The organism is Streptococcus pseudopneumoniae (genome assembly GCF_001072925.1).
Classification (GTDB): Bacteria; Bacillota; Bacilli; order Lactobacillales; family Streptococcaceae; genus Streptococcus; species Streptococcus pseudopneumoniae_Q.
In genome coordinates this window covers 14033-38663 of sequence record NZ_JVHE01000035.1, presented here as the reverse complement: position 1 = coordinate 38663, position 24631 = coordinate 14033, and the positions used below count along the sequence as shown (strand labels likewise).

General features: G+C 30.5%; 23 protein-coding genes and 3 pseudogenes. 21 read left to right on the top strand and 5 right to left on the bottom strand.

The window, feature by feature from the left end; all coding sequences use genetic code 11:
* Window positions 1-63: 63 nt before the first annotated feature.
* The 5 genes from ADH81_RS01315 (at window position 64) to ADH81_RS01295 (ending at window position 5175) form a co-directional block, all read left to right on the top strand.
* Complete coding sequence (locus tag ADH81_RS01315; protein ID WP_049525940.1) at window positions 64-348, top strand: DUF5962 family protein; 285 nt, start codon at window positions 64-66, stop codon at window positions 346-348.
* Between the two features lie 13 nt (window positions 349-361).
* The gene (locus ADH81_RS01310; protein WP_049525938.1) at window positions 362-658 is read left to right on the top strand and encodes a DUF5966 family protein; all 297 of its coding nucleotides are present in this window, start codon (window positions 362-364) and stop codon (window positions 656-658) included.
* Window positions 659-1052: 394 nt separating this feature from the next.
* Complete coding sequence (locus tag ADH81_RS01305; protein ID WP_049525936.1) at window positions 1053-2636, top strand: ABC transporter transmembrane domain-containing protein; 1584 nt, start codon at window positions 1053-1055, stop codon at window positions 2634-2636.
* 261 nt (window positions 2637-2897) lie between these two features.
* Window positions 2898-4019, top strand: coding sequence for a HesA/MoeB/ThiF family protein (locus ADH81_RS01300; protein WP_049525935.1), 1122 nt, complete (start codon window positions 2898-2900; stop codon window positions 4017-4019).
* On the top strand, window positions 4012-5175 hold the full coding sequence (locus ADH81_RS01295) for a M16 family metallopeptidase (protein WP_049525933.1): 1164 nt from the start codon (window positions 4012-4014) through the stop codon (window positions 5173-5175). Before ADH81_RS01300 ends, ADH81_RS01295 begins: the two co-directional genes overlap by 8 nt.
* Here the strand turns inward: ADH81_RS01295 and ADH81_RS01290 are convergent.
* Window positions 5138-6022, bottom strand: a complete 885-nt coding sequence (locus ADH81_RS01290; protein ID WP_049525931.1) for a helix-turn-helix domain-containing protein — start codon at window positions 6020-6022, stop codon at window positions 5138-5140. The genes ADH81_RS01295 and ADH81_RS01290 overlap by 38 nt on opposite strands.
* 1172 nt (window positions 6023-7194) lie before the next feature.
* Here ADH81_RS01290 and ADH81_RS01285 point away from each other — a divergent pair.
* The 15 genes and pseudogenes from ADH81_RS01285 to ADH81_RS11155 all read left to right on the top strand — a co-directional run bounded on the left by ADH81_RS01285 (window position 7195) and on the right by ADH81_RS11155 (window position 19428).
* On the top strand, window positions 7195-7836 hold the full coding sequence (locus tag ADH81_RS01285) for a hypothetical protein (protein ID WP_049525930.1): 642 nt from the start codon (window positions 7195-7197) through the stop codon (window positions 7834-7836).
* 9 nt (window positions 7837-7845) lie between these two features.
* The gene (locus tag ADH81_RS01280) at window positions 7846-8931 is read left to right on the top strand and encodes a toprim domain-containing protein (RefSeq protein WP_049525929.1); all 1086 of its coding nucleotides are present in this window, start codon (window positions 7846-7848) and stop codon (window positions 8929-8931) included.
* Between the two features lie 50 nt (window positions 8932-8981).
* Window positions 8982-9215, top strand: a complete 234-nt coding sequence (locus ADH81_RS01275) for a DUF5965 family protein (protein ID WP_000152419.1) — start codon at window positions 8982-8984, stop codon at window positions 9213-9215.
* Complete coding sequence (locus tag ADH81_RS01270; protein WP_049525926.1) at window positions 9212-9595, top strand: DUF5945 family protein; 384 nt, start codon at window positions 9212-9214, stop codon at window positions 9593-9595. Before ADH81_RS01275 ends, ADH81_RS01270 begins: the two co-directional genes overlap by 4 nt.
* 36 nt (window positions 9596-9631) lie before the next feature.
* Window positions 9632-9907: a hypothetical protein gene (locus ADH81_RS01265; RefSeq protein WP_049525925.1), complete on the top strand. Its 276-nt coding sequence runs from the start codon at window positions 9632-9634 to the stop codon at window positions 9905-9907.
* A gap of 81 nt (window positions 9908-9988) precedes the next feature.
* Window positions 9989-10621, top strand: a complete 633-nt coding sequence (locus ADH81_RS01260; protein WP_049525923.1) for a DUF3990 domain-containing protein — start codon at window positions 9989-9991, stop codon at window positions 10619-10621.
* Window positions 10612-10839, top strand: coding sequence for a hypothetical protein (locus ADH81_RS01255; protein ID WP_000301902.1), 228 nt, complete (start codon window positions 10612-10614; stop codon window positions 10837-10839). Before ADH81_RS01260 ends, ADH81_RS01255 begins: the two co-directional genes overlap by 10 nt.
* 444 nt (window positions 10840-11283) lie before the next feature.
* A complete protein-coding gene (locus ADH81_RS01250; RefSeq protein WP_049525921.1) occupies window positions 11284-13674 on the top strand; it encodes an AAA family ATPase in 2391 nt (796 codons plus the stop codon).
* A gap of 285 nt (window positions 13675-13959) precedes the next feature.
* Window positions 13960-14436 carry a type II toxin-antitoxin system antitoxin PezA gene (gene pezA / locus ADH81_RS01245; RefSeq protein ID WP_049525919.1) on the top strand — a complete coding sequence of 159 codons (477 nt, stop codon included), beginning with the start codon at window positions 13960-13962 and terminating at the stop codon, window positions 14434-14436.
* Window positions 14436-14528, top strand: a pseudogene (locus tag ADH81_RS10560) (toxin PezT); the annotation flags it as partial. The gene pezA and the pseudogene ADH81_RS10560, both read left to right, overlap by 1 nt.
* 221 nt (window positions 14529-14749) lie before the next feature.
* On the top strand, window positions 14750-16153 hold the full coding sequence (locus tag ADH81_RS01235; protein WP_049525915.1) for a hypothetical protein: 1404 nt from the start codon (window positions 14750-14752) through the stop codon (window positions 16151-16153).
* Between the two features lie 333 nt (window positions 16154-16486).
* Window positions 16487-16846, top strand: coding sequence for an SAG1252 family conjugative relaxosome accessory protein (locus tag ADH81_RS01230; protein ID WP_049525913.1), 360 nt, complete (start codon window positions 16487-16489; stop codon window positions 16844-16846).
* 9 nt (window positions 16847-16855) lie between these two features.
* Complete coding sequence (mobC, locus tag ADH81_RS01225) at window positions 16856-17221, top strand: plasmid mobilization relaxosome protein MobC (RefSeq protein ID WP_000263039.1); 366 nt, start codon at window positions 16856-16858, stop codon at window positions 17219-17221.
* The gene (locus ADH81_RS01220; RefSeq protein WP_049525912.1) at window positions 17208-19073 is read left to right on the top strand and encodes an SAG1250 family conjugative relaxase; all 1866 of its coding nucleotides are present in this window, start codon (window positions 17208-17210) and stop codon (window positions 19071-19073) included. The genes mobC (ADH81_RS01225) and ADH81_RS01220 overlap by 14 nt, the downstream gene beginning before the upstream one ends.
* A gap of 196 nt (window positions 19074-19269) precedes the next feature.
* Complete coding sequence (locus ADH81_RS11155; RefSeq protein ID WP_161800918.1) at window positions 19270-19428, top strand: hypothetical protein; 159 nt, start codon at window positions 19270-19272, stop codon at window positions 19426-19428.
* Between the two features lie 516 nt (window positions 19429-19944).
* Here the strand turns inward: ADH81_RS11155 and ADH81_RS01210 are convergent.
* The 4 genes and pseudogenes from ADH81_RS01210 to ADH81_RS01195 all read right to left on the bottom strand — a co-directional run.
* Window positions 19945-20388: pseudogene (locus ADH81_RS01210) on the bottom strand (IS3 family transposase); the annotation flags it as partial.
* A 52-nt stretch (window positions 20389-20440) separates the two neighbouring features.
* Window positions 20441-21188 (bottom strand): annotated as a pseudogene (locus tag ADH81_RS01205) (relaxase/mobilization nuclease domain-containing protein); the annotation flags it as partial.
* Window positions 21175-21486 carry a plasmid mobilization relaxosome protein MobC gene (gene mobC / locus ADH81_RS01200; RefSeq protein WP_239682077.1) on the bottom strand — a complete coding sequence of 104 codons (312 nt, stop codon included), beginning with the start codon at window positions 21484-21486 and terminating at the stop codon, window positions 21175-21177. The pseudogene ADH81_RS01205 and the gene mobC (ADH81_RS01200), both read right to left, overlap by 14 nt.
* Before the next feature lie 246 nt (window positions 21487-21732).
* On the bottom strand, window positions 21733-22578 hold the full coding sequence (locus ADH81_RS01195) for a helix-turn-helix domain-containing protein (RefSeq protein ID WP_022524918.1): 846 nt from the start codon (window positions 22576-22578) through the stop codon (window positions 21733-21735).
* 301 nt (window positions 22579-22879) lie between these two features.
* Here ADH81_RS01195 and ADH81_RS01190 point away from each other — a divergent pair, with 301 nt between their 5' ends.
* A complete protein-coding gene (locus tag ADH81_RS01190; protein WP_049525909.1) occupies window positions 22880-24628 on the top strand; it encodes an ATP-binding cassette domain-containing protein in 1749 nt (582 codons plus the stop codon).
* Window positions 24629-24631 lie beyond the last annotated feature (3 nt).

The window sequence follows — 24631 nt, the reverse complement described above, 5'->3', positions numbered from 1 at the left end:
AAATAGCGGACAAGAAAAGAAAAGCGCGGTAGAATAAAGATAGAAAGAAACGAGGTAACGATTATGATGGAAGATACCTATTATCAATTAGAAGAGGCCTTGGTACAGGGATTTCAAACACCTGAAGAATACCAAGCCTACAAGGAACTAAAGGAACATTATGAGGAAGTTACTGGGGATTACAGTTTTTCTAAACGAGAACTCACTAGTCAATTGGAAATCTCTCTTCAGAATCATCGAGGTGTGGATTTTGAAGAACATGAAAAAGAGGAGTATTTGGACTTAGTTCAAAAATTAGAAGAGTTTGATTCCTCTCTTGCCACCCATTATCGTCAATTGATTAACTAGAAAGGAGAAAGTTATGAATGATTTACTCCTTATCCCAGTAATTTTTTTAGCAGTTGGAGGAATTCTCATTCTTTTATGGAGACTCTTTCTTATTGCCAGTGGACTTTTCCTGATTGGTTTTGTCAGTTTTCTTATTTTCGTGGAGGTTTATGGAATTTATTTGTTCTTTACTGAACCTACTTTATATTTTGATGATATCAGACAACATGGTTTAACTAGTTTTACAGCTGTGTACCTTTTCATCAATCTGATGTTGGTTCTAGGATTTAGTTGGCGCTTCATTAACTCCATAAATAAGAATAAAATGTGAACTTTTTAGATAGTTAAAAGACTTTATTCAAAGGTAAGTTTGAATAGAGTTTTTTTTATTGATGTGCTTATAATCCCGTCCTAGTACTTAGTGTGAGAAATAAAAAGAGATGAATTAAAATTAAAGTGTACAGAATGCTTTAGAGTTTCTATTTTTCTTATAATATATAGTAATTTCGGTACAAATTAACTTGTATATTCTATCTGGTTTAGTGTGATATATTCATTGTTAAATAAAAATATGAGTTCTCCTCTTATTTTAAAAAATAATTATTTTATAATTTTTTTTTATATTTAGTGTAAACCATTCATTGCGTCCCAAATACGGGAGGTTTGTTTCTGATTTTCATATTTGGATTATAATATTCTCATCAGAGTTACTTAAGGAGTAAGATATGAACCAGATTATGAAACAATATAAATTACTATATTTCTTGATTATTTTATTAAGTTTGACAAGTGCTCTTTTAATGACATTCTTCTCTATTCAATTAGGAAGAATACTTGATAGTATATCTAATTCAAATAGTGGATTACTCTTTCATATCACTATTTCTGTAGGTTCTATTTTACTGTGGTTCTTTATCTCTTGTTCTTATTCCTATCTTAAAAATCAATATGTAAAAAAAGTTATTATAGATCTAAAAAAGGGTCTCTTATTACATTATTTATCGCGTGAATTTAACCAAATTGACAACCGTAACCATTCAGATTTCTTAAATAATATCACCAAAAATAGTGACCTTATTCAAGAAAATTTATTGATTCCTAGAATCTCTCTAATTGCAAATTTAGGGACCCTTATCATGAGTGTGGTTGCTATTATCTATATAGAATGGCGATTAGCATTAGTCTTTCTTTTATTGTCAAGTATAACGATTTTTCTATCTCAAATTCCTGGAAAGTTAATGACTAAAGCAACTAATAATTATTCCCTACAAAATAGTGACTATTTATCAAAAATGACAAACTTTATTGATGGTTTTGAACAAATTAAGTTATTAAATGTTCAAAGCTGGATTCAAGAAAAAATTCAAGGAATCAGTTTAGAATTTGAAGAGTCCAGAAAAACTTATCAATTTTTAAAAGACATAGCTTCAACTACTGGAACCTTACTAAGTTTTTGCTCTCAACTATCCTGTATGGTTGCTGGTATCTTTTTTGTAAGAAATAACTTACTGACTATTGGATTACTCGTAGCAAGTATTCAATTATTAAACGGTGTCTTTGCTCCTTTACAATCTATTCTTTACAATAAAAATTTAATCAACAGTTGTAAGTCCATTATTGATAATATCCAAGAAAATCTATATGAGACGAATCATGAAATTTTTCATAAAACAACTACAATTAATTGTGATAATATTTCGACCATTTCTATTAGCCAATTATATTATGAAATTGAAAATAGAATATTATTTGATTGTTTTTCCTATGAATTTAAAAAAGGCAAGCGCTATGCTATTATCGGTGCTTCAGGAGCTGGGAAAACAACTTTAGTAAAATTAATACTAAATTATTATCCAAAAAATCTTTATGATGGAGAAATAAAAATCAACGGAAAACAGAATATTGATATTCCCTCAGAGGAGTTATATAAAGATATTGCGTTTGTGCAAAAAAATGACTTTCTGATTGAAGGCAATATTCTAGAGAATATCAAATTGGCTAGAAACCTTCATTTAACTGAAAAATTAAGAAAATCCTTAGGTTTTAATGAAGACTTCCTTCGTAAAAACCTAGCTCAATCAAACCAAATCATTTCAGAAGGAGAAAAGCAACGAATTGATTTAGCTAGGTTTTTAGTCAAAACATATTCAGTTTATATATTTGACGAACCTACAAGTAACCTTGATCCAATAAAAGCAAAAGAAATAATGGACTACATTCTATCCATTAAAGATGCAATTGTTATTGTCATTACTCATGATCAAAATCCAGAAATATTGGAAGAGTTTGATCAGATAATTGTTTTATAATAGAAAGGAGGTGATGATCATGATTATGGAAGATTTCAACATTTTGGAGTTAGAATTTGAAGAAATTCGTGAAGAAGATACAACTAATTGGTACTTTATCTAAGATAATTTTAGATTTAGTTAATTTAAACTCTTAAAAAGAGAGTTTAAATTAGTTTGTATTAATAAAAAAGAAGTCAATAATATTAATTGACTTCTCGTGTATAACAAAAGCATGCATGTTCATCTTGCATGCTTTTATCAAATAGTTGAGGATATAAAATGGATAATTATTTCCCAAAATGGAACCAGGATAGAATCGTTTACCAATGGAAGAACGATAGATTAAGAATTGGAGCTGACGATGTTGATGTATTAGAAATTACAGGATACTCAGATTTTTGGTTAGATTTAATTTCTTGTTGCAATGGAATTAATAGCTTTGAAGAAATTAAAGATTTATTAAGAAAAAAATATGATATATCCGAAAATATTATAGAAAAATATATATCTAAATTTTCTGATCGTAATTTATTAGAAATATTAGATAGACCTGTAAATCAAATTGATCACTATTTAATTAATGAATCACTGGAAACTTATTATTCTAGTGAAGGTATTGGTGGGATTAAATTACTTGAAAAATTGAGTAATTTAAAAGTTACCATACTAGGATGTGGAGCCGGTGGTTCTCATATCGCATTACAATTAGCCCAATTAGGGGTAGGGCGACTTCATTTAGTCGATGATGATATTGTTAAAGAAAATAATATAAATAGGCAATCTATGTTTACCTTTAACGATATTGGTAAATATAAAGTTGACTGTGTAAAAGATTGTATTCTAAAACGTAATTATCAGTGTGTAGTCACAAAAAGAAAGTTAAAAATGAGCACTGTTGATGCTGTAAAAAAAGAAATTTCTGAAAGTGACTGGGTATTTTGTTGTATGGATGAACCTCCTTATATAGCACAAAGATTAGTAAATAGAGCATGCTATTTATTTAATATCCCTAGTATATACTGTTTTAGCCAACGTAGCGCAGGTAAACTCTTATTTTGTAATCCTAATATTCAAAATATAGGCTGTGTTGATTGTTTACTTTATGAACAAGATAGTGATAACTTTCAAAATTTAGTTAAAAAATTTTCAAACTATGATGGAAAATTAATAACTGCAAATATTTTAACTAATATTCTATTATTGTCATCATGGGTTGTGAAGAAATGGTTAGATTGTGTAACAGAGAAAAATAGTAATGTTTGGAATACTTTATTTAGATTTGATTTTTATAGTTTTAGGGAAGATGAATTCAAGCACTTCTCTAAGCAATCTCATTGTCCTACATGTGGTCATGATTTCAATAAAAGTAAACTCTGGGAGATTCTAAAAATTGATGAATAAGAAAATTATATTTAAAAAAAATCAAGCAAGTAAATTTGCATATTTTTCATTGATGTTTGTTGCAGGTACTAGTATTGAGCAAGTAAATGAATTAGGATTTTCACATCTTATTGAACATTTACTAATACGAGCAGGGAATGAACAATCACTAAATGAATTGTTTGATATGAATGGTGCAGCTATTAAAGGAGAGACATCTAGAGATTATATTAATTTAAGTGGTTACTGTCTAGCTGAAGATTTCTATAAAATTTTTAAAATACTGATAAGTAGGATTTTCAATCTTTCTATTACTGAAGATGAACTATTGAGGGAAAAGAAAATAGTCTTAATTGAATTAAATCAGTATGAAAATAGTAAAAAATCTATTAATGATAATCGAGTAATTTTTAAAAATAGTTCTTGGTCAATAGATATTATTGGTACTAGAGGTAATATTGAGTCTGTTACTTTAGAAACTATATATAAATTTTATAAAAATAAAATTCAAGCAGGAGAATTCCAGATTGCTATTTCTGGTCCAAGTTTTCTACAAAGTGAAATCATATATATTGAAAATATGTTACCTTTAAGTGGATCATCTGTAGAAATTAACTTTCCGACATTTTCAAGTGGTTTAACAGAATTAGATAAAATACAAGAACTCTCTGAAATTTCTATGTATCTTGATATATCTGGTATGGTAGCATCATCTCATGATATGGCAATGTTAAGTATCTTAAACTCGATGTTAACTGGTATTAAAGATTCATTATTAGGCCATAAGTTAAGGACACAAAAGCAATGGATATATAATATTGTATCATACCCAATATTTTATAGTAATATGACTTTACTAAAAATCGTAACTATAACACCTACAATCTATAAGAAAAAATTGATTAAAACACTAGAGAACAATCTTGTTAATGAATCCGATTTATCTGATGAACTATTATTTTATAAGGCTAAAAAAAGAGTAATCAATGAATTGTACATAAATTGTGAAGTTAATAAAAATGAATATTTAAAAACAATTTGTAGAGAAAAATTATTTGATATTCCAAGTTGGGATAGTATTGCTGAAGAGCTAGAGTTGATTTCTTTAGATGAGTTCAAGAGATTTTCAAAAAAAGCAATTATTCAAAATAGGAATTACCACATTGTATTAAATTGATAATATTTTTTTCGAAGTATTCTTTATAATTTTTGTATATTGTTTTATTGAATAATTCAAAAATTTTTAAAGCATCTTCTATTTTTAAAATTGATTTTTGATTATGATGAAATTTAAGTTCAAAATATCCATCTAAATACAAAAAAATAGTTTGTTCAAAAAAATCTGTGGAATTAGATAATATATTCTTAGTAGCTTGTTTTAAAAATAAAGATTCCTCATATAAGCTATTTTCAATCATTATAATAAGTGAATTAAGAAGTAATTGAACGAGAGATTGTTTATTTCTAGGTATGGAACTATACAACTTTCCTTTTTTTAGTGCCTCTTTAGCATATCTAAATAATAAATTTGGTAATATTGCTCGACAGCAATTTCCAAGAATAAGAATTTCGTAATATCCCCAGTTTTCAACAGAAAATAAATAATTTGTAAGGTAAGAGGTGTCTTGATTACTCAATTTATGATTATTATCAATTCCATAGACAATGCTTTCAATGAAAATAGCATTTAGCTTATGATAATGAGAATTTGTCTCTCTAAACAGTGCTATCTCTTTGTTTGCCATATTAAGTAATGATTTAATTTCTTGATTGTAGGCAGCCTGTTGAACTAAGCGGATCAAGCTATTGAAGTCTGAAGGCTCATAATTATTACAGGAAAGTAAAAACTCTTCTAGTGTTACACCTATTTTTTCAAGTAGATATAATAATTTAAAAAATGAAATTTCTGTCTCTCCTAATTCAAATCTAGAAATTTGAGACTTTGAAATTTCTGCACCTGCTAATGAAGAAATAGAAATACCTTTTCCTTCTCGTATTTTTCTATAAGTTTCACCTAAAATCATATTTACCTCCCTTTACCATAAAAAATTATTAGAAAGTGTGACAGATTATGAAAAAATACTATCAAATTCTTTTATTACTATTTGATATTATCATTATTATTGGATTATATCAATAAAATTAATGAGTCTGGGTAAAAACTCAATTTCAGGAGAAAATAAAATGAATATTCCCACGATAAAACGCATTATATCAAGTTTTTTGGACAGCCTTTGTTCGAAAATTATTTTAACTCATAGTTGATGATTCCATAAATTGAAAAGTTTTATACTTAGTATTAAAATGCTCGATTTTAATACGTATTACAAGTATCTCTATTAAACCTCTTATCCTCTTCAGTCAATGGATGCTTTTTAGAACTTTTAACAGGAATGAAGGTTATCTTATGAGTATTCACAATGCATAAATAATCCAAATCCAGAAAAACAAGTGATTGCTCTGGCAAACTTGACCTATCCTTTCTTAAAAAGAGTAAAATCATGTGTATGACCTTCTTAAAAAACTAATTAGCAGGCATGAAGTGGTGTTAAATCGAGTATGATTTGTGTCTTTATGTTATGTCTCTTTTTTCCTGAATAATTTTACTTTGGTTTCTTTTAACGTTGAAATAGGATTTTCTATTACATCAATAGCTATAGTGACACTTGTTGATTTTAAGTTTTCTAAGTCAAATAGACTTGAGGAATGGAGAGTATATTCTACGAATGTTAATGTTCAGTGACTGTCGCTAATCCAAGACCAAAATCAAAAGCTAGGAGACGTAGAGTTGGTCAATAGAATAAATAACGCAAGTTTAGCATCAACTGTTTTTATAGACTTAGCGTTTTTGGACGTCCTCCTTTATAGTGTTTGGCTTTATAAGCTTTATTTAGACAGGATATCTTCGTTGGGAAGGTGTCCTTTTTTACACTAATAAATAATTTAAAGTTCTCAGAAGTTAGTTGCATGATCTTTTGTAAATAGTTTTCTTAACTATAGTATAGCATAGTACAGTATGCATTTTATTTTTTTCCAATAAGTCTATTATACTCCAAAGACAGCTAGTTTTATTTTTTTCTCTGAACTGTACGATTTTGCGCCTGAAATGTAGGAATCACCTTTAGTTGTTGTGTGATAAAACTTACAAGTTCTTTTTGTTATTCTTGACCTAGTTTTTATAGAAAGAAGGTCTAAGATGTTAAATAAAGTCAAAACTAAAGCCTTAATTAGTGTTGGAGCAGTAGCCGCAACTAGCTTTATTCTCATGATGGGATATACTGCTGGTCAACATTCTACTGCTAAACAAAGTCGCAAAGAGATTGAATTGGCTGCAGCTAAACTTGTGGAAGATAAACAAGCAGAAGATAAAGCCAGTATTTTGTCATCGGATACTGTAAAAGAATTTTTGACACAGTACTATACGAAAGAAAAGCTCGGAGAAAATAATACACGCATTCAACCTTATATGACTGAATCAGCTTATTCTCAAGAATTGACAAGTCAAAACGATGCCATGAACCAAGTGTATAAGGACTATATTTTGGATTATCATTTTGAAAAAGCTGATATCTTTGTCAATCAGACTACGAATCAAGCCATTGCCATGGTCTCTTATAATGTAACCTATGTATCTGATTTAAAGAATGCCAACCAATCAAAGACTAATCAGACAGAAACAAGAACAGTTAAGTTATCCTATTCTAAACTACCTGGTAAGTTATTGGTCAACCAAGTACAGGTTTGGAAATCTGGGTTGGATGATTTAGATAAGGAAACTCCTAAAACTTTAGAAGAATCATCATCAATACCATCACTGCCAAATACTACGACAAAATGATGATATTGCATGGAAATAGAAGAATGTAAGCAAATTTCAATTCTTGATGTAGCAAGTCGTTTAGGTATCTCCTTTAAACAAGTTTCTAGCAGTGTCTATGAACATCCTGAACATGATTCATTTCGGATTTTTTCAACTACCAATACTTTTAAATGGTTTTCAAGAGATATTCAAGGTGATGTCATTGATTTTGTTCGACTAGTTAAGGGAATATCCTTTAAAGAAGCTCTAGCCTTTCTTTCTGAAGAACCTTTTCAAAAAGGCATTGTTCAAGACAATATAGAGAGACCATTTTATTATCCTTTAAAGTCAATAGAAGATTCTGACTGTCGTTTGACCAGATATTACTTAACAGAATGTAGAGGAATTTCAGAAGAAATCGTACAAAAGATGATTCAACAAAGTTTGATAGCACAAGCCAGTTGGAAAACAAATGAAACAGTTGAACCTGTTATTGTATTTAAAAGCTTTGATCATCGTCATAAGCTGCAGGCAGCAAGCTTACAAGGGATATATAAGAATCACTCTCTTCCTAGAGAGAGGTTAAAAACGATTCTAAAAGGAAGCCATGGACATGTTGGAATATCCTTTGACATTGGTAAACCAAATAGACTGGTCTTTTGTGAATCGTTCATCGACTTAATGAGCTATTACGAACTTCATCAACAAAGTCTATCTGATGTTCGTTTGGTATCTATGGAAGGATTAAAAAGGTCTGTTGTTGCTTATCAAACTTTACGACTGATAGCTGAAGAAAATCAGAAATTGGAATTTTTAGATACAGTAATACCTTCAAAGTTATTGCCTTTAATCAATACAATTCGTGATACCACCAGCTATTTTGATAATCATCCTGATTTATTGACACTGGCGGTAGATTGTGATGATGCAGGTAAAGATTTTTCTGATAAGTTATCTCAATCAGGATTTCCTGTTTTACTGGACTTACCTGATAATGAATTTGGGAAAGAAAAAATAGACTGGAACGATACTCTTCGAGAAAACAAATCAGATTTACAATTTATGATTGAGAATTCAAAAGAGATGTTTGGGAATCCACCAGTAAGACAAGCCTCTCAATGTTTAGAATTGTGATAACAAAATCAAGATGTTTTAGCTAATATTAGAATGAAGGAGGATCGTATATGACCATAATCGAACGCTTAGAAGAAAAGGTCACTAGGCAAGAAAGCAAGGTAGCAAGAGAGACAGAAAAACTAGCTGCTTACAAAGAGCAACTGGAGACAGCGATGTTTGCGACGTTCAAAAGGCGTCAAAGCATTAGTCACATGAGTTTTGAAGAAGCTCTTGACCATGCCTTTGGTAAAGAAAGACAATTCGATGATTCTGAATTTAGAAAGGATGAAATGAGTGAATGACAAAAGATTGGAATTTTAATCAACCATTAGAGAGTAAATCAGAAAATCAAGAAGATCCAGATAAAATTGCGGCCTTATTTGGAAATCATCAAGGAGGTAATAATGTAAATTATGAAGCAGCTTTTCAAAAGCGTAAACAAGCACCTGTGACGGAATCAAATTCTAGTTCTAAACCCAAAGTTATAGAGGTTAAAACAGGGAAAGAGACAGATATCACTACAAGTTATCAGCAACATCTTAAAAGGCTGATTGCGGATAACAATAGTGATATTCAAAGTAGTCAAAAGAAAATTGAAGAGCTACATACGTTGATTGACACAAAGAATAAAGATAATAAGAAATTGCAGTCAATTTATGATGCGATTTCCGAATTACACTAAGCAGTCCTGGTAGGCTGCTTTTTTGAGAGGTTATAGATGTTTACAGCATTTTTTAAGAAAAACCAAGACAATGGTGATATATTTAAGAAGCTAATTCATCGACTATCTGATATGTCTGTCCAAGATCTTGAAAAAATAGACCGATTGCTAGATATCATTTTCACTACAAATCAAGAATCAGAACAACTAAAAACAGAATCAACTTACAGAGAAGAAACTTTGGACGACACATTAAAGGAAGCTAAGAATCAACTTCATAAGGAACAATTGGAGAAGAATTTAGAGAGATTTAGGAAAGATGGAATGAAATAAATGGTTTTATAAAATTTTCTTTTACTTGCATAAAGTCTTGTGTTATACTTTTAGTATAGACTAGAGAAGGAAGTAAATATTTTGGAGTTGACTACCAAGCAGGAAAAGCAACTAGGTCAGACTCAGTGGTTCCATGCGACATTGTTCCGACATTTAGAATCGTTAAAAAAAGGTATCAATGTTCAATTTAACTTAGGGAGTGAGCTAGATTTTGGACCTGGTTTCTATATTACGCCTGACTTTGAACAAGCTAGAAAATTTATCAATAAACAAGTTGAAGTTCTAAATAACATTATGGCGAATAAAGATATTTTTGAGTCAGAAGAAGAATTCGGAATTATATTAGAATTTCGTATTTCAAATTTTGTAGAAATTTTTAAGAACCCAGACTATCATTGTCACTATTTTGCAAAACATAAAAAATCAGAGTCAGATTTAGATTTTGCGGAATTTGTCTTTCAAAATCGGGAAAATCCAGATGAATTACAACACCATTTTGATTTTATCTATGGTGTTCAGACTGATGACAATCCAACCCAAGCTTTAGCTCGTTTTCGTCAGAATGAAATTACAAAAGAAGAAATGCTTTCTGAGTTTAGAAAACCCTATTCTTTTAAACAATTATCCATTCACAACCAATCTTTTTGTGATATAATGAAAATAGAGAAGGTTTATCAATCAAAGACAGGAGAGGAGTTACAAAAATGGCAGTAGTATCATTGGAAAATAATATTAAACTATATAGTTCAGAATTATTTCAAGCACTATTAAAAGCCTCTAATTATAAATTGGATGAGCGTATTGCTCAGACTGTTGCAGAAGGCTATGCTCGTAATCTAGATTATTCTGATCCTGAACTGATGCATGTTGGTGTAACTTCGGTTGCTAACAATCTGCTTACAAAAATTAAACAAGAGTATTTTATTGTATAGGATTTTGAAATAAGCGACCTCAAAAGAAAGAAATTACTCTTAGCCAAGTTGATAGCTAGCAGTTCAGTTATCAGGGTTAATAGTAGCGAGTCAGACGGACTGACTCGCTTTTTCATTATTTTGTTTTTTTCCCGATGAAATCGTAATAAATGTCTATCTGAATAATTCAGTTGCGTTTCGTGTCAATCGGCTTGTGAATCATTTTCTGTCAAGTTAGAAATGAAACTCCTGTCGGAATGAGTTAGACTGACAAATCTAGACGAAGTTTTCAGTATTTAATGTGATAGATTAGGCTTAAAAATCTCATTTTACAGAGTTGAAAGAAGTTGCTTCATCGACACAATTCAAAGATCGATTGGAATGATTCTCATTTATAAAGTAATTTGAGTACGCATCCTGTTTTATGCTATGTCTATATGATATAATGAAAAAGAGGTATAAACTATGTCAGATTTAGAGATTAAAAAAATTGATATCAAAGATTTTGGTTGCTATAAAGATTACAAACAGCATAGTCAATCAGGTATCGGTAATGATTTTAATGATGGAAGAATTAATATTTTTTACGGTAGAAACTATTCAGGAAAAAGTACTTATTCGAAAATTTTTCAAAGTATTGAACTTAAGCAACTTCCAGAAAAGTATGAAAATATAGATTTTGAAGTCAAACTAGCTAATCATAGGATTATTAAGTCAAACGAAATAGGTAGCGACTTACCAATAGATTGTAAAGTTTTCAATCAGCAATTTATTGACGATAATATTTATCTTCACAATGACAATAAATTAAATAGTTTCCAAATTTCGATAGGTAGTGATACTAATGAAACCTTGAAGAAAATTGAAGATATACGATTAAACGAACTTAAACCCAGAAATGAAAAATTGTCACAGGTTGAATCGGATATAACTAAAAAACAAAAAAAGCTTAAGAGTAGTGAAAATGGTTTGAATTCAAAACTGAGAACAACTGCATCAAAAATCAAGAATTTAAAGAATCCCTCGGTCGTAGTTGGTAATAAATATGATATACGAGATATAAAGGAAGAGTTTAAAAAATATTCAGCTCATTTTCCTATTTTACCATTACAAGATGATGAGAAGGCTGTAGCTGAGTTAGAAAAGAATGTTGAACAAGCCAAAATACGAATTCTCGAAAAAAACATAAATAAACCACAAAAAATTGATTTAGTTAGTTTTGATAAAAATTTTAATTTCACATTATTTTTAGAAAATACGAAGAAGCTTTTATCTAAAGTTGTCTCAGTAAGTAATATTCTAGATGAATATAAAGATAGTCCAGATAAAATAAATTGGATTAAGCATGGTGTTGATATCCATGGAGATAATCCAGAAAAATGTGTATTTTGTGGTAACGGCATTGATGGTGAGCTTATTAAAAATCTAAAGTTGGCTTTTTCTGATGAGTTAAGCTCTCTGGAAAACGAATTAGTGCTGCAAAATAATAGGATAAAATCAGAAATCCAAAAATTAGATGCTATTCCAAATATTAATAAGGAAGATTATTTTAAAGACTCTGTATCTGATATTCAAAATATAAACAAAGAGATTGAAAATAATATTAATAATAGAAAAAGAGTTCTAGAAATACTAGAATCAAAAATTTCAGAAAAACAACGAGACATTTTTTCTAAAATTGAAATTAATGATTTAAATTGGATTGATTTTTCCGAAATTCAAGTTGAGATTAACTCACTATATGATGGTACTATTAAACAGATAGAACAATTTGAGGATAGGAAAACTAAAAGCATAGATTTTCTTCGAAGATATTATATCGTAAAAGAGTTCCCTGTATCTGAGTTCACTAAACTATCTCAAGAAGTTGACCAACTTGAAGAATATATAAATGAGAATTCCAAAGAACAGAAAAAATTAAAGGAAGAAAAAGAAAAATTTGAGCAAGATATTATTGAACTTGAAGGTAGTTTAAAGTCAGAATCTGAAGCAGCAAAACGTATAAATATGATACTTCAAAATTCTTTAGCACATTCAGAGATGTCCCTAAAATCAGTCGATGATGAGGAAGGTATATATTTCGAAGTTTCTCGTAATGAAGAAAGAGCATATAATCTAAGTGAAGGAGAAAAATCATTAATAGCCTTTGCTTATTATATTACAAGATTAGAAAGTTTGTCGACAGAAGAAAAGTCAAAAACAATCTTATTTATTGATGACCCTGTCTCTAGTCTGGATGAAAATAACATTTTTTATATCTACAACCTAATTTTTTGTCTTCTAGAAAAGAAAGAATTTTTACAATACTTCTTGTCCACTCATAATCTAGATTTCTTGAAATATACAAATAGATTTTCTAATAAAAAAGATTATTACTTAATAGAAAAGATAAAAGAAGCTGAAAATATCCCGTCAAAAAGTTATATAAAAAAATTGCCTACGCATTTATCAAATAAAGTCACAGAATTTGTATTCCTGTTTGAACAAATATATAGAGTGGCAACAGAAGATGAACACGAAAATAATTTTTCTGTTTTTTATAATTTTCCAAACAACGGTAGAAAATTTATTGAAACTCTTTTATACTTTAAATATCCTGACTATAAAACAAAGAATGACGATAAAATTATTAATTATTTCGGAGATGAGAATGCTCCATTTATGCAACGTATAAATAATGAGTACTCTCATGGAGAAGATAGGTTTGATAGAACTCGCAATCCCATTAATACATGCGAGTTTAAGCATGATGCTAGAATAATATTAGGCGCCTTACATCGAAATGATCCAGAACAATTTAAATCATTTCTCAATAATAGTAATTTAACTCACCCCGATTTTCTGGAAGATAGATAAAAATAACGACATTTCATTAAAGAGATGTACTTATACTAAACGAAAATCAAAGAGCAAACTAGGAAGCTAGTCGCAGACTGTACTTAGGTACGGCAAGGCGAAGCTGACGCGGTTTGAATTTGATTTTCGAAGAGTATTATCTCTATACTGTTGAGTGTTGTGCTCCCTTTTAGGTGGCTTTTTTAGAAGTAAAGTTTAGTATAGAAAAACAAGACACAACTCACCAAAATTGGTGAGTTATGTTTTTTATGTTATAATGGTATTATCAAATGAAGGGAGTTTGCCATGATTGGAAAAAACATAAAATCCTTACGTAAAACACATGACTTAACACCACCCGAATTTGCCCGAATTATAGGAATATCTCGAAATAGCTTAAGTCGTTATGAAAATAGAATTAGTTCAGTCTCTACGGAACTAATAGATATCATTTGTCAAAAGTTTAATGTATCTTATGTAGATATTGTAGGAGAAGACAAAATGCTCAATCCTGTTGAAGATTATGAACTGACTTTAAAAATTGAAATTGTGAAAGAAAGAGGTGCTAATCTATTATCTCGACTCTATCGTTATCAAGATAGTCAGGGAATTAGCATTGATGATGAATCTAATCCTTGGATTTTAATGAGTGATGATCTATCTGACTTGATTCATACGAATATCTATTTAGTAGAAACTTTTGATGAAATAGAGAGGTATAGCGGCTATTTGGATGGAATTGAACGTATGTTAGAGATATCTGAAAAACGGATGGTAGCCTGATGGAAATTCAAGATTATACCGATAGTCAATTTAAACAGGCTTTAGCAAGGAACCTTCGCTCACTGACAAGAGGAAAAAAGTCCAGTAAGCAAACTAATATGTCTGCTGATATTGTTTATTTAACTGCTTCTCACAACGAATTAAGAAGAAAGAGAGAACTGTTTCCAGAAAATGATAATTTTATCTGCTATGTACAATATGATAGAAGTAAAAAATTTCCAATTCATAACATCATAGTAGATTCATATTAAAAAAAGAATAGAGAGGGATATTTGGAATTCAATTGGAATCCAAATTATAGAGGGCCTTTACTATGGATGTTATTAAGGATTTAGCAACAGTAATTTCTATGATTGTTTCTACGATTACTATAGCAGGAATATACTATTCTGATAATGGAGAAGTTGAAAAACGTAAAAAAATATTTTTAAAAAATATTGCCTTAATAATTGTCTTTACCATTTTATTATGGATATTTAGTATCTATTTATTAAGAATATATTTTCAAACAGATTTATTGACAGTTTTGTCATTGGTTAATCCAACTTTAGTTTTTTTCTTTATCTTATGTACTGTAACAGTCAGTATGAATTCCTTTATTTATTCAAGAAAAAAATTTTTATCTAACATCAAGAATGATGAGATAATTTATGTTTTTTACAAAAAATATCTTACAATTCACAAAAAACTGAATAGAGGTAAACTTTGGAAATATAGTCAATCTTATTTGTTCCCATTTATTAAGTCAGTTCTAATAGGAGTGTATATTTTATTAGGAATTCTTTCTATTTTTATTATTTTTATTAATCATTTTGATAACGAGGTAAAACAGTTCCCGTTTCAATCTCTCGAAAGGTTCTATTTAAAAAATATCAGTGATGGTAAAGTTTATTCGATTGATACTGAAACTGACTTTGATATAGTTATGACTTCTGAAAACAAAATCCCACAGTCACTATACAGTATTGAAGATAATATTTATAGTTTACCTATAGATAATCAGAGAATAAAGTTAAAAAAAGGAACAAAGCTATTTGAGTCATCAGTTGAGAAAATAAAAATTTATAGGAATAACAAAGAAAGTGTTACAGTGAATAAAGCTGAAGGTAAAACATTCTTAATATTAGAACAAGATGATGTTTTTGATTTGGTTTCGGATAGTAAAGATTCTACGAAAAAGAAATCATATTTATTTTTATCAAATCAATACAGGAAACTAGAAAAGGAAATGCAAACGGTAAAATCCTTAATCCTACCTGGTATAATAGGATTTATTATATTTGGTTTAACATTTTTGCTAACCAATTTTTATTTTTTCCCATTAATCATTGTAATATTTGGTGGATTTGTTGATATGTTATTACTTCAAATTAATAATAACAATTCATTTCATATAGCAATGGTTCTTTCGATTTTAGTAGCTCTTTATTTTCTAATTTGTATTGTTATTTATGATTGTTGTGTGGTGAATCTCCATGAATCAAAGGATACAATAAAACTGATAAGGTATCATTATAAAAAATTTTCATATCAAATCAGAAAGCAAGATTTAATCGAAAATTTATTAAATGGCAAGACATGCGGGTGTCATGTGGTTAAATTTCCTTATTTAGTAGGTGAAAATAGAACAGAACCTAAAATTATTTTTTTCATCTATAAAAACTATTGGGATATTTTAAGGTTACCTATTTTATACTTTAAATGTAAAAAGCACTAGAGAGCCAGTTCTGTCTCTCTTTTTTCTTACTCTCATCTTCATGCTGTGATACCTTTTCCAAATTTCCTCTGATATACTTTTTTCAACTTTAAAAAATCCAACTAAGATTTTTCTACTGGGGGTTTGGGGGCGAAGCCACCAAGTTATCTTATCGTTAGCTGTCAAAACTAGAAGTTTTTGATCGGTTGGCGATATGATTTTTGGGATATTGTGGACACAATATCTGAGCTCGCAAAGACCGAACAAGAACCAAGTGAGGTCTTTAGGAAGCGTACTGACAATGTGAGGTAGACTTACACTGTCAGACAAGTAGAATATTGAAGGGATATCAGAATGGGACAAGAAATTAAGTCAATCCGAAAGCAATTTAGAATTACGAGACAAGAAGAAAAACAGATAAAAGAAATGATGAGGGAACAAAAAGTGGATAGTTTCTCAGAATTTCTTCGTCAAAATTTATTGAAAAAGAATTATCAGGATAGAATTTTTGAAAGTTGGTTCTCCCTCTGGCAGTCTCAAAAGTTTGAACAGATTAGTCGAGATGTGTATGAAGTTCTGGTTGTCGCAAGAGAAAATCATCAAGTGACTCAAGAGCACGTCTCAATCTTATTGACTTGCGTTCAAGAATTGATTGCAGAAGTGAATCAAGTGCAGCCACTCAGTCGTGAGTTCCATGAAAAATATATGGGTTAGGAGGATGTAATGGTTTATCGCTATCGTACCAATCTCAAAAAAGTATTTCTAACTGATCCAGAATTACACCAATTGAATGAACGGATTGCTAAGAGCAATTGTCAAAATTTCTCAGTCTATGCCAGAAAAGTTTTGCTTAATCCCAATATGTCATTTGTCACGATTAACACAGATACTTATGACCAGTTAGTTTTTGAATTGAGACGGATTGGAAATAACATCAATCAAATTGCGCGTGCGATTAATCAAAGCCATCTGATTTCTCAGGACCAATTACAAGAATTGAGTAAAGGAGTCGGAGAGTTAATTAAGGAAGTGGACAAAGAATTTCAAGTGGAGGTGAAAAGACTGAAGGAGTTTCATGGTAGTTACTAAACACTTTGCGACGCACGGTAAAAAATATCGTAGGCGTTTGATTAAGTATATCCTCAATCCCGATAAAACAGATGATTTGAAATTGGTATCTGATTTTGGCATGAGCAATTACTTGGACTTCCCTAGTCATGCAGAAATGGTAGAAATGTACAATGTCAACTTCACCAATAATGACAAGTTGTACGAATTCAGAAACGACCGACAAGAAAAACACCAACAAACTATTCATGCCCATCATCTCATCCAATCATTTTCTCCTGAAGATAATCTGACACCTGAAGAAATTAATCGTATTGGTTATGAGACCATGATGGAATTAACAGGAGGACGTTTTCGTTTCATCGTGGCAACTCACACAGACAAAGATCATATTCATAATCACATCCTAATCAATGCTATAGATCGTAATTCAGATAAAAAATTGATATGGAACTATGCTATAGAAAGAAATTTTCGTATGATTTCTGACCGTATTTCAAAAATAGCTGGTGCAAAAATTATTGAGAAGTGTTATTCCTATCGTGATTATAAAAAATATAGGGAATCTAGTCATAAGTTTGAATTGAAACAACGTCTCTATTTTTTGATGCAGCAATCTAAATCGTTTGATGATTTTTTAGAGAAAGCAAAGCAGTTGCATGTTCAGATTGATTTTAGTCAGAAGCATAGCCGTTTTTTGATGACGGATCGTGCAATGACAAAATCAATTCGAGGACGCCAACTCAGCAAACGAGATCTATATGATGACGAATTTTTTAGAATGCATTTTGCTAAGCAAGAGATTGAAAGTCGTTTAGAATTTTTGTTGAACCGTGTCAATTCTTTAGAAGAGTTAATAACAAAAGCAAAAGAATTGAATTTAACCATTGGCTTAAAACAAAAAAATGTAACTTTTATCCTGGAAGAAGATAATCAAAAGATAAGTTTGGGTCATCAAAAAATAAGTGATAAGAAATTATATGATGTCAAATTTTTTCAAGATTATTTTAAAAATAAGGAAGTCGGTGTTTCAGAAGGATTAGAGAATTTACAGGAACAGTACCATGCTTTCCAAGAAGAACGAGATAAGGATAAAGTATCCACTGAAGAGATTGAGGAAGCCTTTGAGACATTTAAGGAAAAACGAGATACCGTTCGTGAATTTGAAGTGGAACTTGCAGAGAACCAAATAGAGAAGCTAGTTGATGAGGGCATTTATATCAAAGTATCTTTTGGTATTAAGCAGAGTGGTCTCATTTTCATTCCCAATTATCAATTAGATATTCTAGAAGAAGAGAATCAAACAAAATATAAAATTTTTATACGTGAGACAACCTCATACTTTGTATATAACAAAGAACATTCGGATAAGAATCAGTATGTCGAAGGACGAACATTGATAAGACAGCTAACCAACGATAGTCGAGTAATACCATACAGAAGATCTACAGTTAAGAGTCTACAGGAAAAGATTACTGAGATTAACCTCTTCATTGAATTAACTGAAGCAGATAAGAAATACCAAGACATTAAAGATGAGTTAGTAAAAGAAATAGCAGAGATAGATATAAAACTAAATCAAATTAATGAAAAAATCGCCAACTTAAATAAGATGGCGGAAGTACTTATCAATTTGAAGAGTGAAGATATAAGCAGTCGAAAGCTTGCAAGATATGACTTTTCAAAATTGAACTTGACAGAATCAGCGTCGTTAGAGTATGTGAATGAAGAAATAAGAAAGCTACAAGAGGAACTCGGTCATTATCTTGATGAGTATGAGGATTTGGTGAGAAGATTAAAAACATTTGTAAGAATTTTGAATATGAATGGAGAAGCAAATCAGAAATTACAAACTGATATTACTATAGAATAGAAGATTCTATAACTATAGAAAATACTACATTTCTAGATCTAAGGTTATTCAATTACATTTACTCATTCGTTAACTGGTTTCTTATAAGCAACATCAGACACAAGTCAAAAACGAAAATCATAATCTCTTACAAAGGGCCAACACTAAATTGACTAGTTATCTTTCCGACATCTTCTCCAAGATAGGACAGTATCTCTTGACTCTCTTTATTAACGGGGAAGTCATCGACTGTGATAACGTGATTCCTTACATTCATAAGCATGTCAAAGAAAGTCCTGGAGAATTAGCTGAAGCTATGAATGTGAAGTTATCACTAGACGATCGCTTTCTCTTGGAACAGAGCTTAGAAGAATAACGGATGTATCAGGATCTCATTTAAAAATTGACCTGTGAGATTCAGGCTTATATCGAAAAGGAGTTTCCCTGAAGAAAAAAGATACCTTCAAACAATTACTGGTGTGAGCGAAGCAAGTGCAGCCACTGTTTTAACCGAGATTGGATCAACAGTAACAGATGGACACTTAGCTGCTTCTTAGTAAGAGAGATGTTCTTAACATCTCAGTAGTTGTAAAGAAAGGAGAAGAATATTATGGATTCTTATAAAAAAGTTTCGATTTCTTTATTCACCACAAAGAAAATGTCCAATTCAAAAAGTTTATACGAGGTCGTGACTTAATTCGTCAGATTTCTCATGGCAGAAAATACATTCCTAAACGAAAAGGCAGAGAAGAAAATGGGCTCAACACCCAACTAACTTGGTTGCATAATTTCTCAATGAAGCCAGCGGTTCACAGTTTCCCAATCTTGAAGTACGTGAATTAACAAAACTAGTCTTTCGATTTGTACTGACCCCCAAAAGTTGGACAAATAATTATTGAAAGGATTTAGTTCTGTATTGCACAGGGCTAAGTCCTTTTAGTTTGACTTTGATTCGTTTGTTGTTGTAGTAATCAATGTAGTCCACAATAGTTTGTTCAAGGTCTTCTAAAGACCTAAAGTGCTTTTCATAACCATAAAACATTTCGGATTTTAAAATTCCAAAGAAGGACTCCATCATACCGTTGTCTGGGCTGTTTCCCTTGCGTGACATAGATGGCTGAATTCCCTTACTCTCTAGAAACCGATGATAAAAATCGTGTTGGTATTGCAAGTCTTGATCGCTATGGAGAATCGTATTTGTGTAATGATCCTCACTGAAGGCCTGGTTTAACATAGCTTTCACCTGTTCTAAATTTGGTGAAGTTGAAAGATTATGGGCGATAATTTCGCTGTTAAAGCCATCTAAAACAGCTGATAAATAGAGTTTTTGACTAGATTAATGATATTTCCTACTTGTTCCTTAGACAGTTTTCGTTTTCTCGACAGTGATTCTGTGATTCGTTCCTTGAGTCTTTTTTCTGAGTAATCTTCTCCAATTGTTTTTCCTCTGGTGAATCGTTCATTATACTTATGTCTGAAGGCAATATATTTCCCATGCTTGATTTCATAGTCTATTTTTTCCATTTTAGACAGGAAATCATCCCAATTTTTTGATTGTCTAATTACTCTATCAATATCAAATTGCAGTTTACTTTTCCAAGATGTTCCTTGCTTTCGTTGATTATCTTCATACTATGATTTACCTTTTGGTTTGTATTTTTTCTTAAAGGTTTCGTAGTACTTATCTATAATAGATAGCCCTTTTTCCTTACAGATTAGATCGCTTTGATAGCGGATTAGATGACAGGTTTTCTTATTGGATTGATAACATTTTCCTGTCACCATATTGACGTTATTGAAGATGATATGATTATGGATATGCCCTTTATCAATATGAGTACTTAGTACAAATTCGTATTCATCTTTTAAGACTCTTTTACAGAGTTCCAGTTCATTTTCGTGAGCCAATTCTGGGGAGATTTCTTCAGGCAAAAAAGATTGTATGAGGTGTCTTGCTAGAACAGTTCCATGAACTTGTTCTTGTTCTCGTCTTTTTAAAAATTGAGTATGCGCTATTGTAACGTGACACTTATGCGTGCTAATAAGAATTTCTTGGTCTGTCTTTTCGTTATTTGTGATGTAGTCGATAGCAAGATTTAACGTTGATTTGATAGGGTGAATCTTAGTGACTGCCATTTTGCTTCTCTCCTGCCTTATGTGTTCTTGAGAATAAAAGAGAGTGTATTTGCCAGATTTCTTTTGAGAGGGAGTCTATTTTTTCCTTCATTGTTTGTATGTCATCTTTATAGATAACAGCAGTGGTATTGACACGTTTTGCAATTTGATTGATGTTGTTAGTTGCATTATAGAGGAGTCCTTGTAAGTCTACGAAGGGTTGTAAGTCTATCACAAAAATATCTCCTTCCAAGACAGATTTACGTATAAAATGACTCATGGTTTTACATTTGGTAAGTTTCATTTTTTTCTCAAAAATTTATTTTTCTTCTTCGTTAAGGCATATTTTGAGCTGAATATTTCTTGTTCTGTTTGCCATAGTTACTTTCTCCTTGCAGTGTATTTCGGGGTCTTAGGGGATTCCCTAACAAGTTTAAATTGATAAAAAAGAAGCAGTTCCACAAGGGGCTGCTTCATCAATTTGTCGTAAGTGTGTACACACTTACTGTGCTTGCTACTAAACAGTAGATAGCGGTAAGCTAATTTATATTTATATTATAGATAATTAATTCACTATTTTATTGTAGTGCTCAATATAATTTTTATAGAATTTATCTTCACTTAAAATTTTAAGAACTTTTAAAGCATCTAGCATTTTATCTTTACCGTCTAAGTTGCCTTCTTTATAAAGTAAATAGCCAGAAGCATAGATGAATACGGTTTTCTCATAAAAACTGGTTTCATTATTTAAAAGATATTCGACTTCTTTTAAAAGATACCTCGCATTTTTGAAGTGACCCTTGTCAATACTAACAATTAGACAATTAATAGTAAGTTGAATAACCAATCTTTTATTACTCTCTGCTCGAATGTAGTATCTAATCTTGTTTAATAATTCCTTTGTTAATAAAAAGATAGTTTGATAAGTTAATTGTCTAAAACAGTTACCAAATAGAGAAATTTCATAGTAGCCCCAATGTTCGACTTTAAACAGATAATCAACGAGCTCTTCTAATTCACTTTTGGAGGGATATATATCTTTAGAGTAATTATTAAGAATAGATTTTAAAAGAGTGATTTCAAAGTTTTTTAAAGTGCTTTTGTCTTTGTTTTGATAACTCTCTAAAATTTTTATTATATTCTGAATATCATTTGAAGCAGTAGAATCTCTTACTTCATTTATCATGATTTTAAAATCATAATCAGAAAAACCTCTATTAATAATTAAAAATTCATCGAAGGAAGTATTTAACTTATTTAAAAGATAATTCAACTTAGAACAAGATATTTCAGACTCACCTCTTTCAAATCTTGAAAGTTGTGATTTTGATATAACATCATCGGCTAATTTATTTATACTAACTTGCTTACTCGTCCTGATAAAGCGTAGTGTTTTCCCAAAATCGTCCATAAATCATCCCACTTTCACAACAAAAAATTGGTTTTTCTAATATTAGTTTACAATAAGTCTAAAATAAAGGAAAGGAAAAAGTTTATGAAGAGGCTCATAAAAATTTTACTGTTTATTATATGTGACATATTAATCATTGTAGGTGGTTAATCCTAAAAGCAATAAGGATGGATGAGTCCTTATGTACATAAGGGAGAGTAGATACTAATCTACTCTCCCTTATGTACATAAGGGAGAGTAGATACTAATCTACTCTCCCACTCCTAAACGTACAGAAAAAATTACTGAAGGAAGGTTACTTATGAAAAAAATAGGAAGTATCTACAGACATTATTCAAATCGAAAACTCATTTCACTGACAGTTATTTTTACACTGATATATGCAATTTTACCAGTATCTAGTGTTATGTTTTTAAAGGGGTTTTTAAATTATATTGAAGGAGTAAGTAATCTTCAACTAACGATTGTAAGTTCTGTATTCTATCTCCTTCTGAGCTTCTTGGGTCCCCCACTATCACAAATTTTTGAAACAGAGTTAGCAGAATTTCGATTATCCTATTTGGTAACTTCTTATTTTGAAAAAACAATAGATCTACCAATTGAAAGTACAATCTCAGAGAAAGATTTAACAACAAATAGGAATGGGGAACTATTTTCTGCTCAAAGTTGGAAAGGATATCAGCGATTGATGAAGTTAGTCCCATCCTCTCTCGCAATTATTTCTTCATTAGTTTTAATCGCAATCATGAACGATAATTTGACTAGAGTATTTATGATTGTCATGACTTTACTAGCTTTGTTGGTTCACTATTTTAATGGTAAAATTCCTGAATTAAATCTAGCGATTGATGTATTAGCACAAAGTCAAAAGAATTATACAGGATTTTATTCCAGTGTTTTAACGGATAGCAAAATGCTACGTGAAGTTAAATCATCGAGTTATGAAAATTTTGTACAGAAAAAGTTGTCTGACAGACTTTTACAGTTTTATGAATTGAGTACGAATAAAATTAATCAGTATGGTTTGAATTTATTGTATATTAGTGTGTTATCTGCTCTTCCTTATCTAACAGGAATCATTTTGATTTTACTAGGTGTTCATAGTGGATATCTGAGAGTTACAGACGGAATCTTTTATCTATCAATGATTAAAGTGGTTCAGGATAATATAAGCAAACTATTGAAAAATGGAGAAAAAATAAAAACAGATATTCGTCTATATGACTTATATGAAGACTTTTTATGCTTGACTACTACTTATCAAAATGAAGTTCAAAAAGTAAGTATTGGAGAAATTAACAAGGTAGAGTTTGTAGATGTTTCTTATAAATATCCCAATAGTGACCAGTATGTTTTGAAGGATATAAAATATTGTTTTGAATCTCCCAATCGAGTAGCAATTGTTGGCGAGAGTGGTTCTGGTAAAACAACTCTAATTAAATTATTATGTGGTTTTATAAGGCCAACTGTCGGACAGATTTTAGTGAATGGGATTGATTTAAACAAAATCGATTTGAAAAGTTATCACCAGCAACTTGCAACTGTTTTTCAAAAAACTGATTTTCTTGCCTTTACATTTCGAGAAAATGTATTACCGAAATTTGATTGCTCACAAATCAAACGATTAGATACCTTGATAAAAGAATTAGAAATACAGGATATGATTAGAAATCTACCACAAGGAATTGATAGTCACTATACCAAATATTTATCAGAAGAAGGAGTACAACTTTCTGGCGGACAGGTCCAAATGCTGTTATTACTTCGTTCTATGATGAAAGATTCAAGTTTATATATCTTAGATGAAGCCACTTCAGCCATGGATATTAATAATGAAGTAAAAACAATTAGGGAGTTTTTGAAAATAACTTCAGAAAAGATGTCTATTATAGTAACACATCGTTTGTTGGCTACTAAATTTTCTGATGATATTTTAGTATTAGATAATGGTGAACTTGTTGAAACAGGCAAGCACCAAGAACTTTTAGAAAATAATGGATATTACGCTGATTTATACAAACTACAGAACAAGGGATATGGGGAGGAATAATCC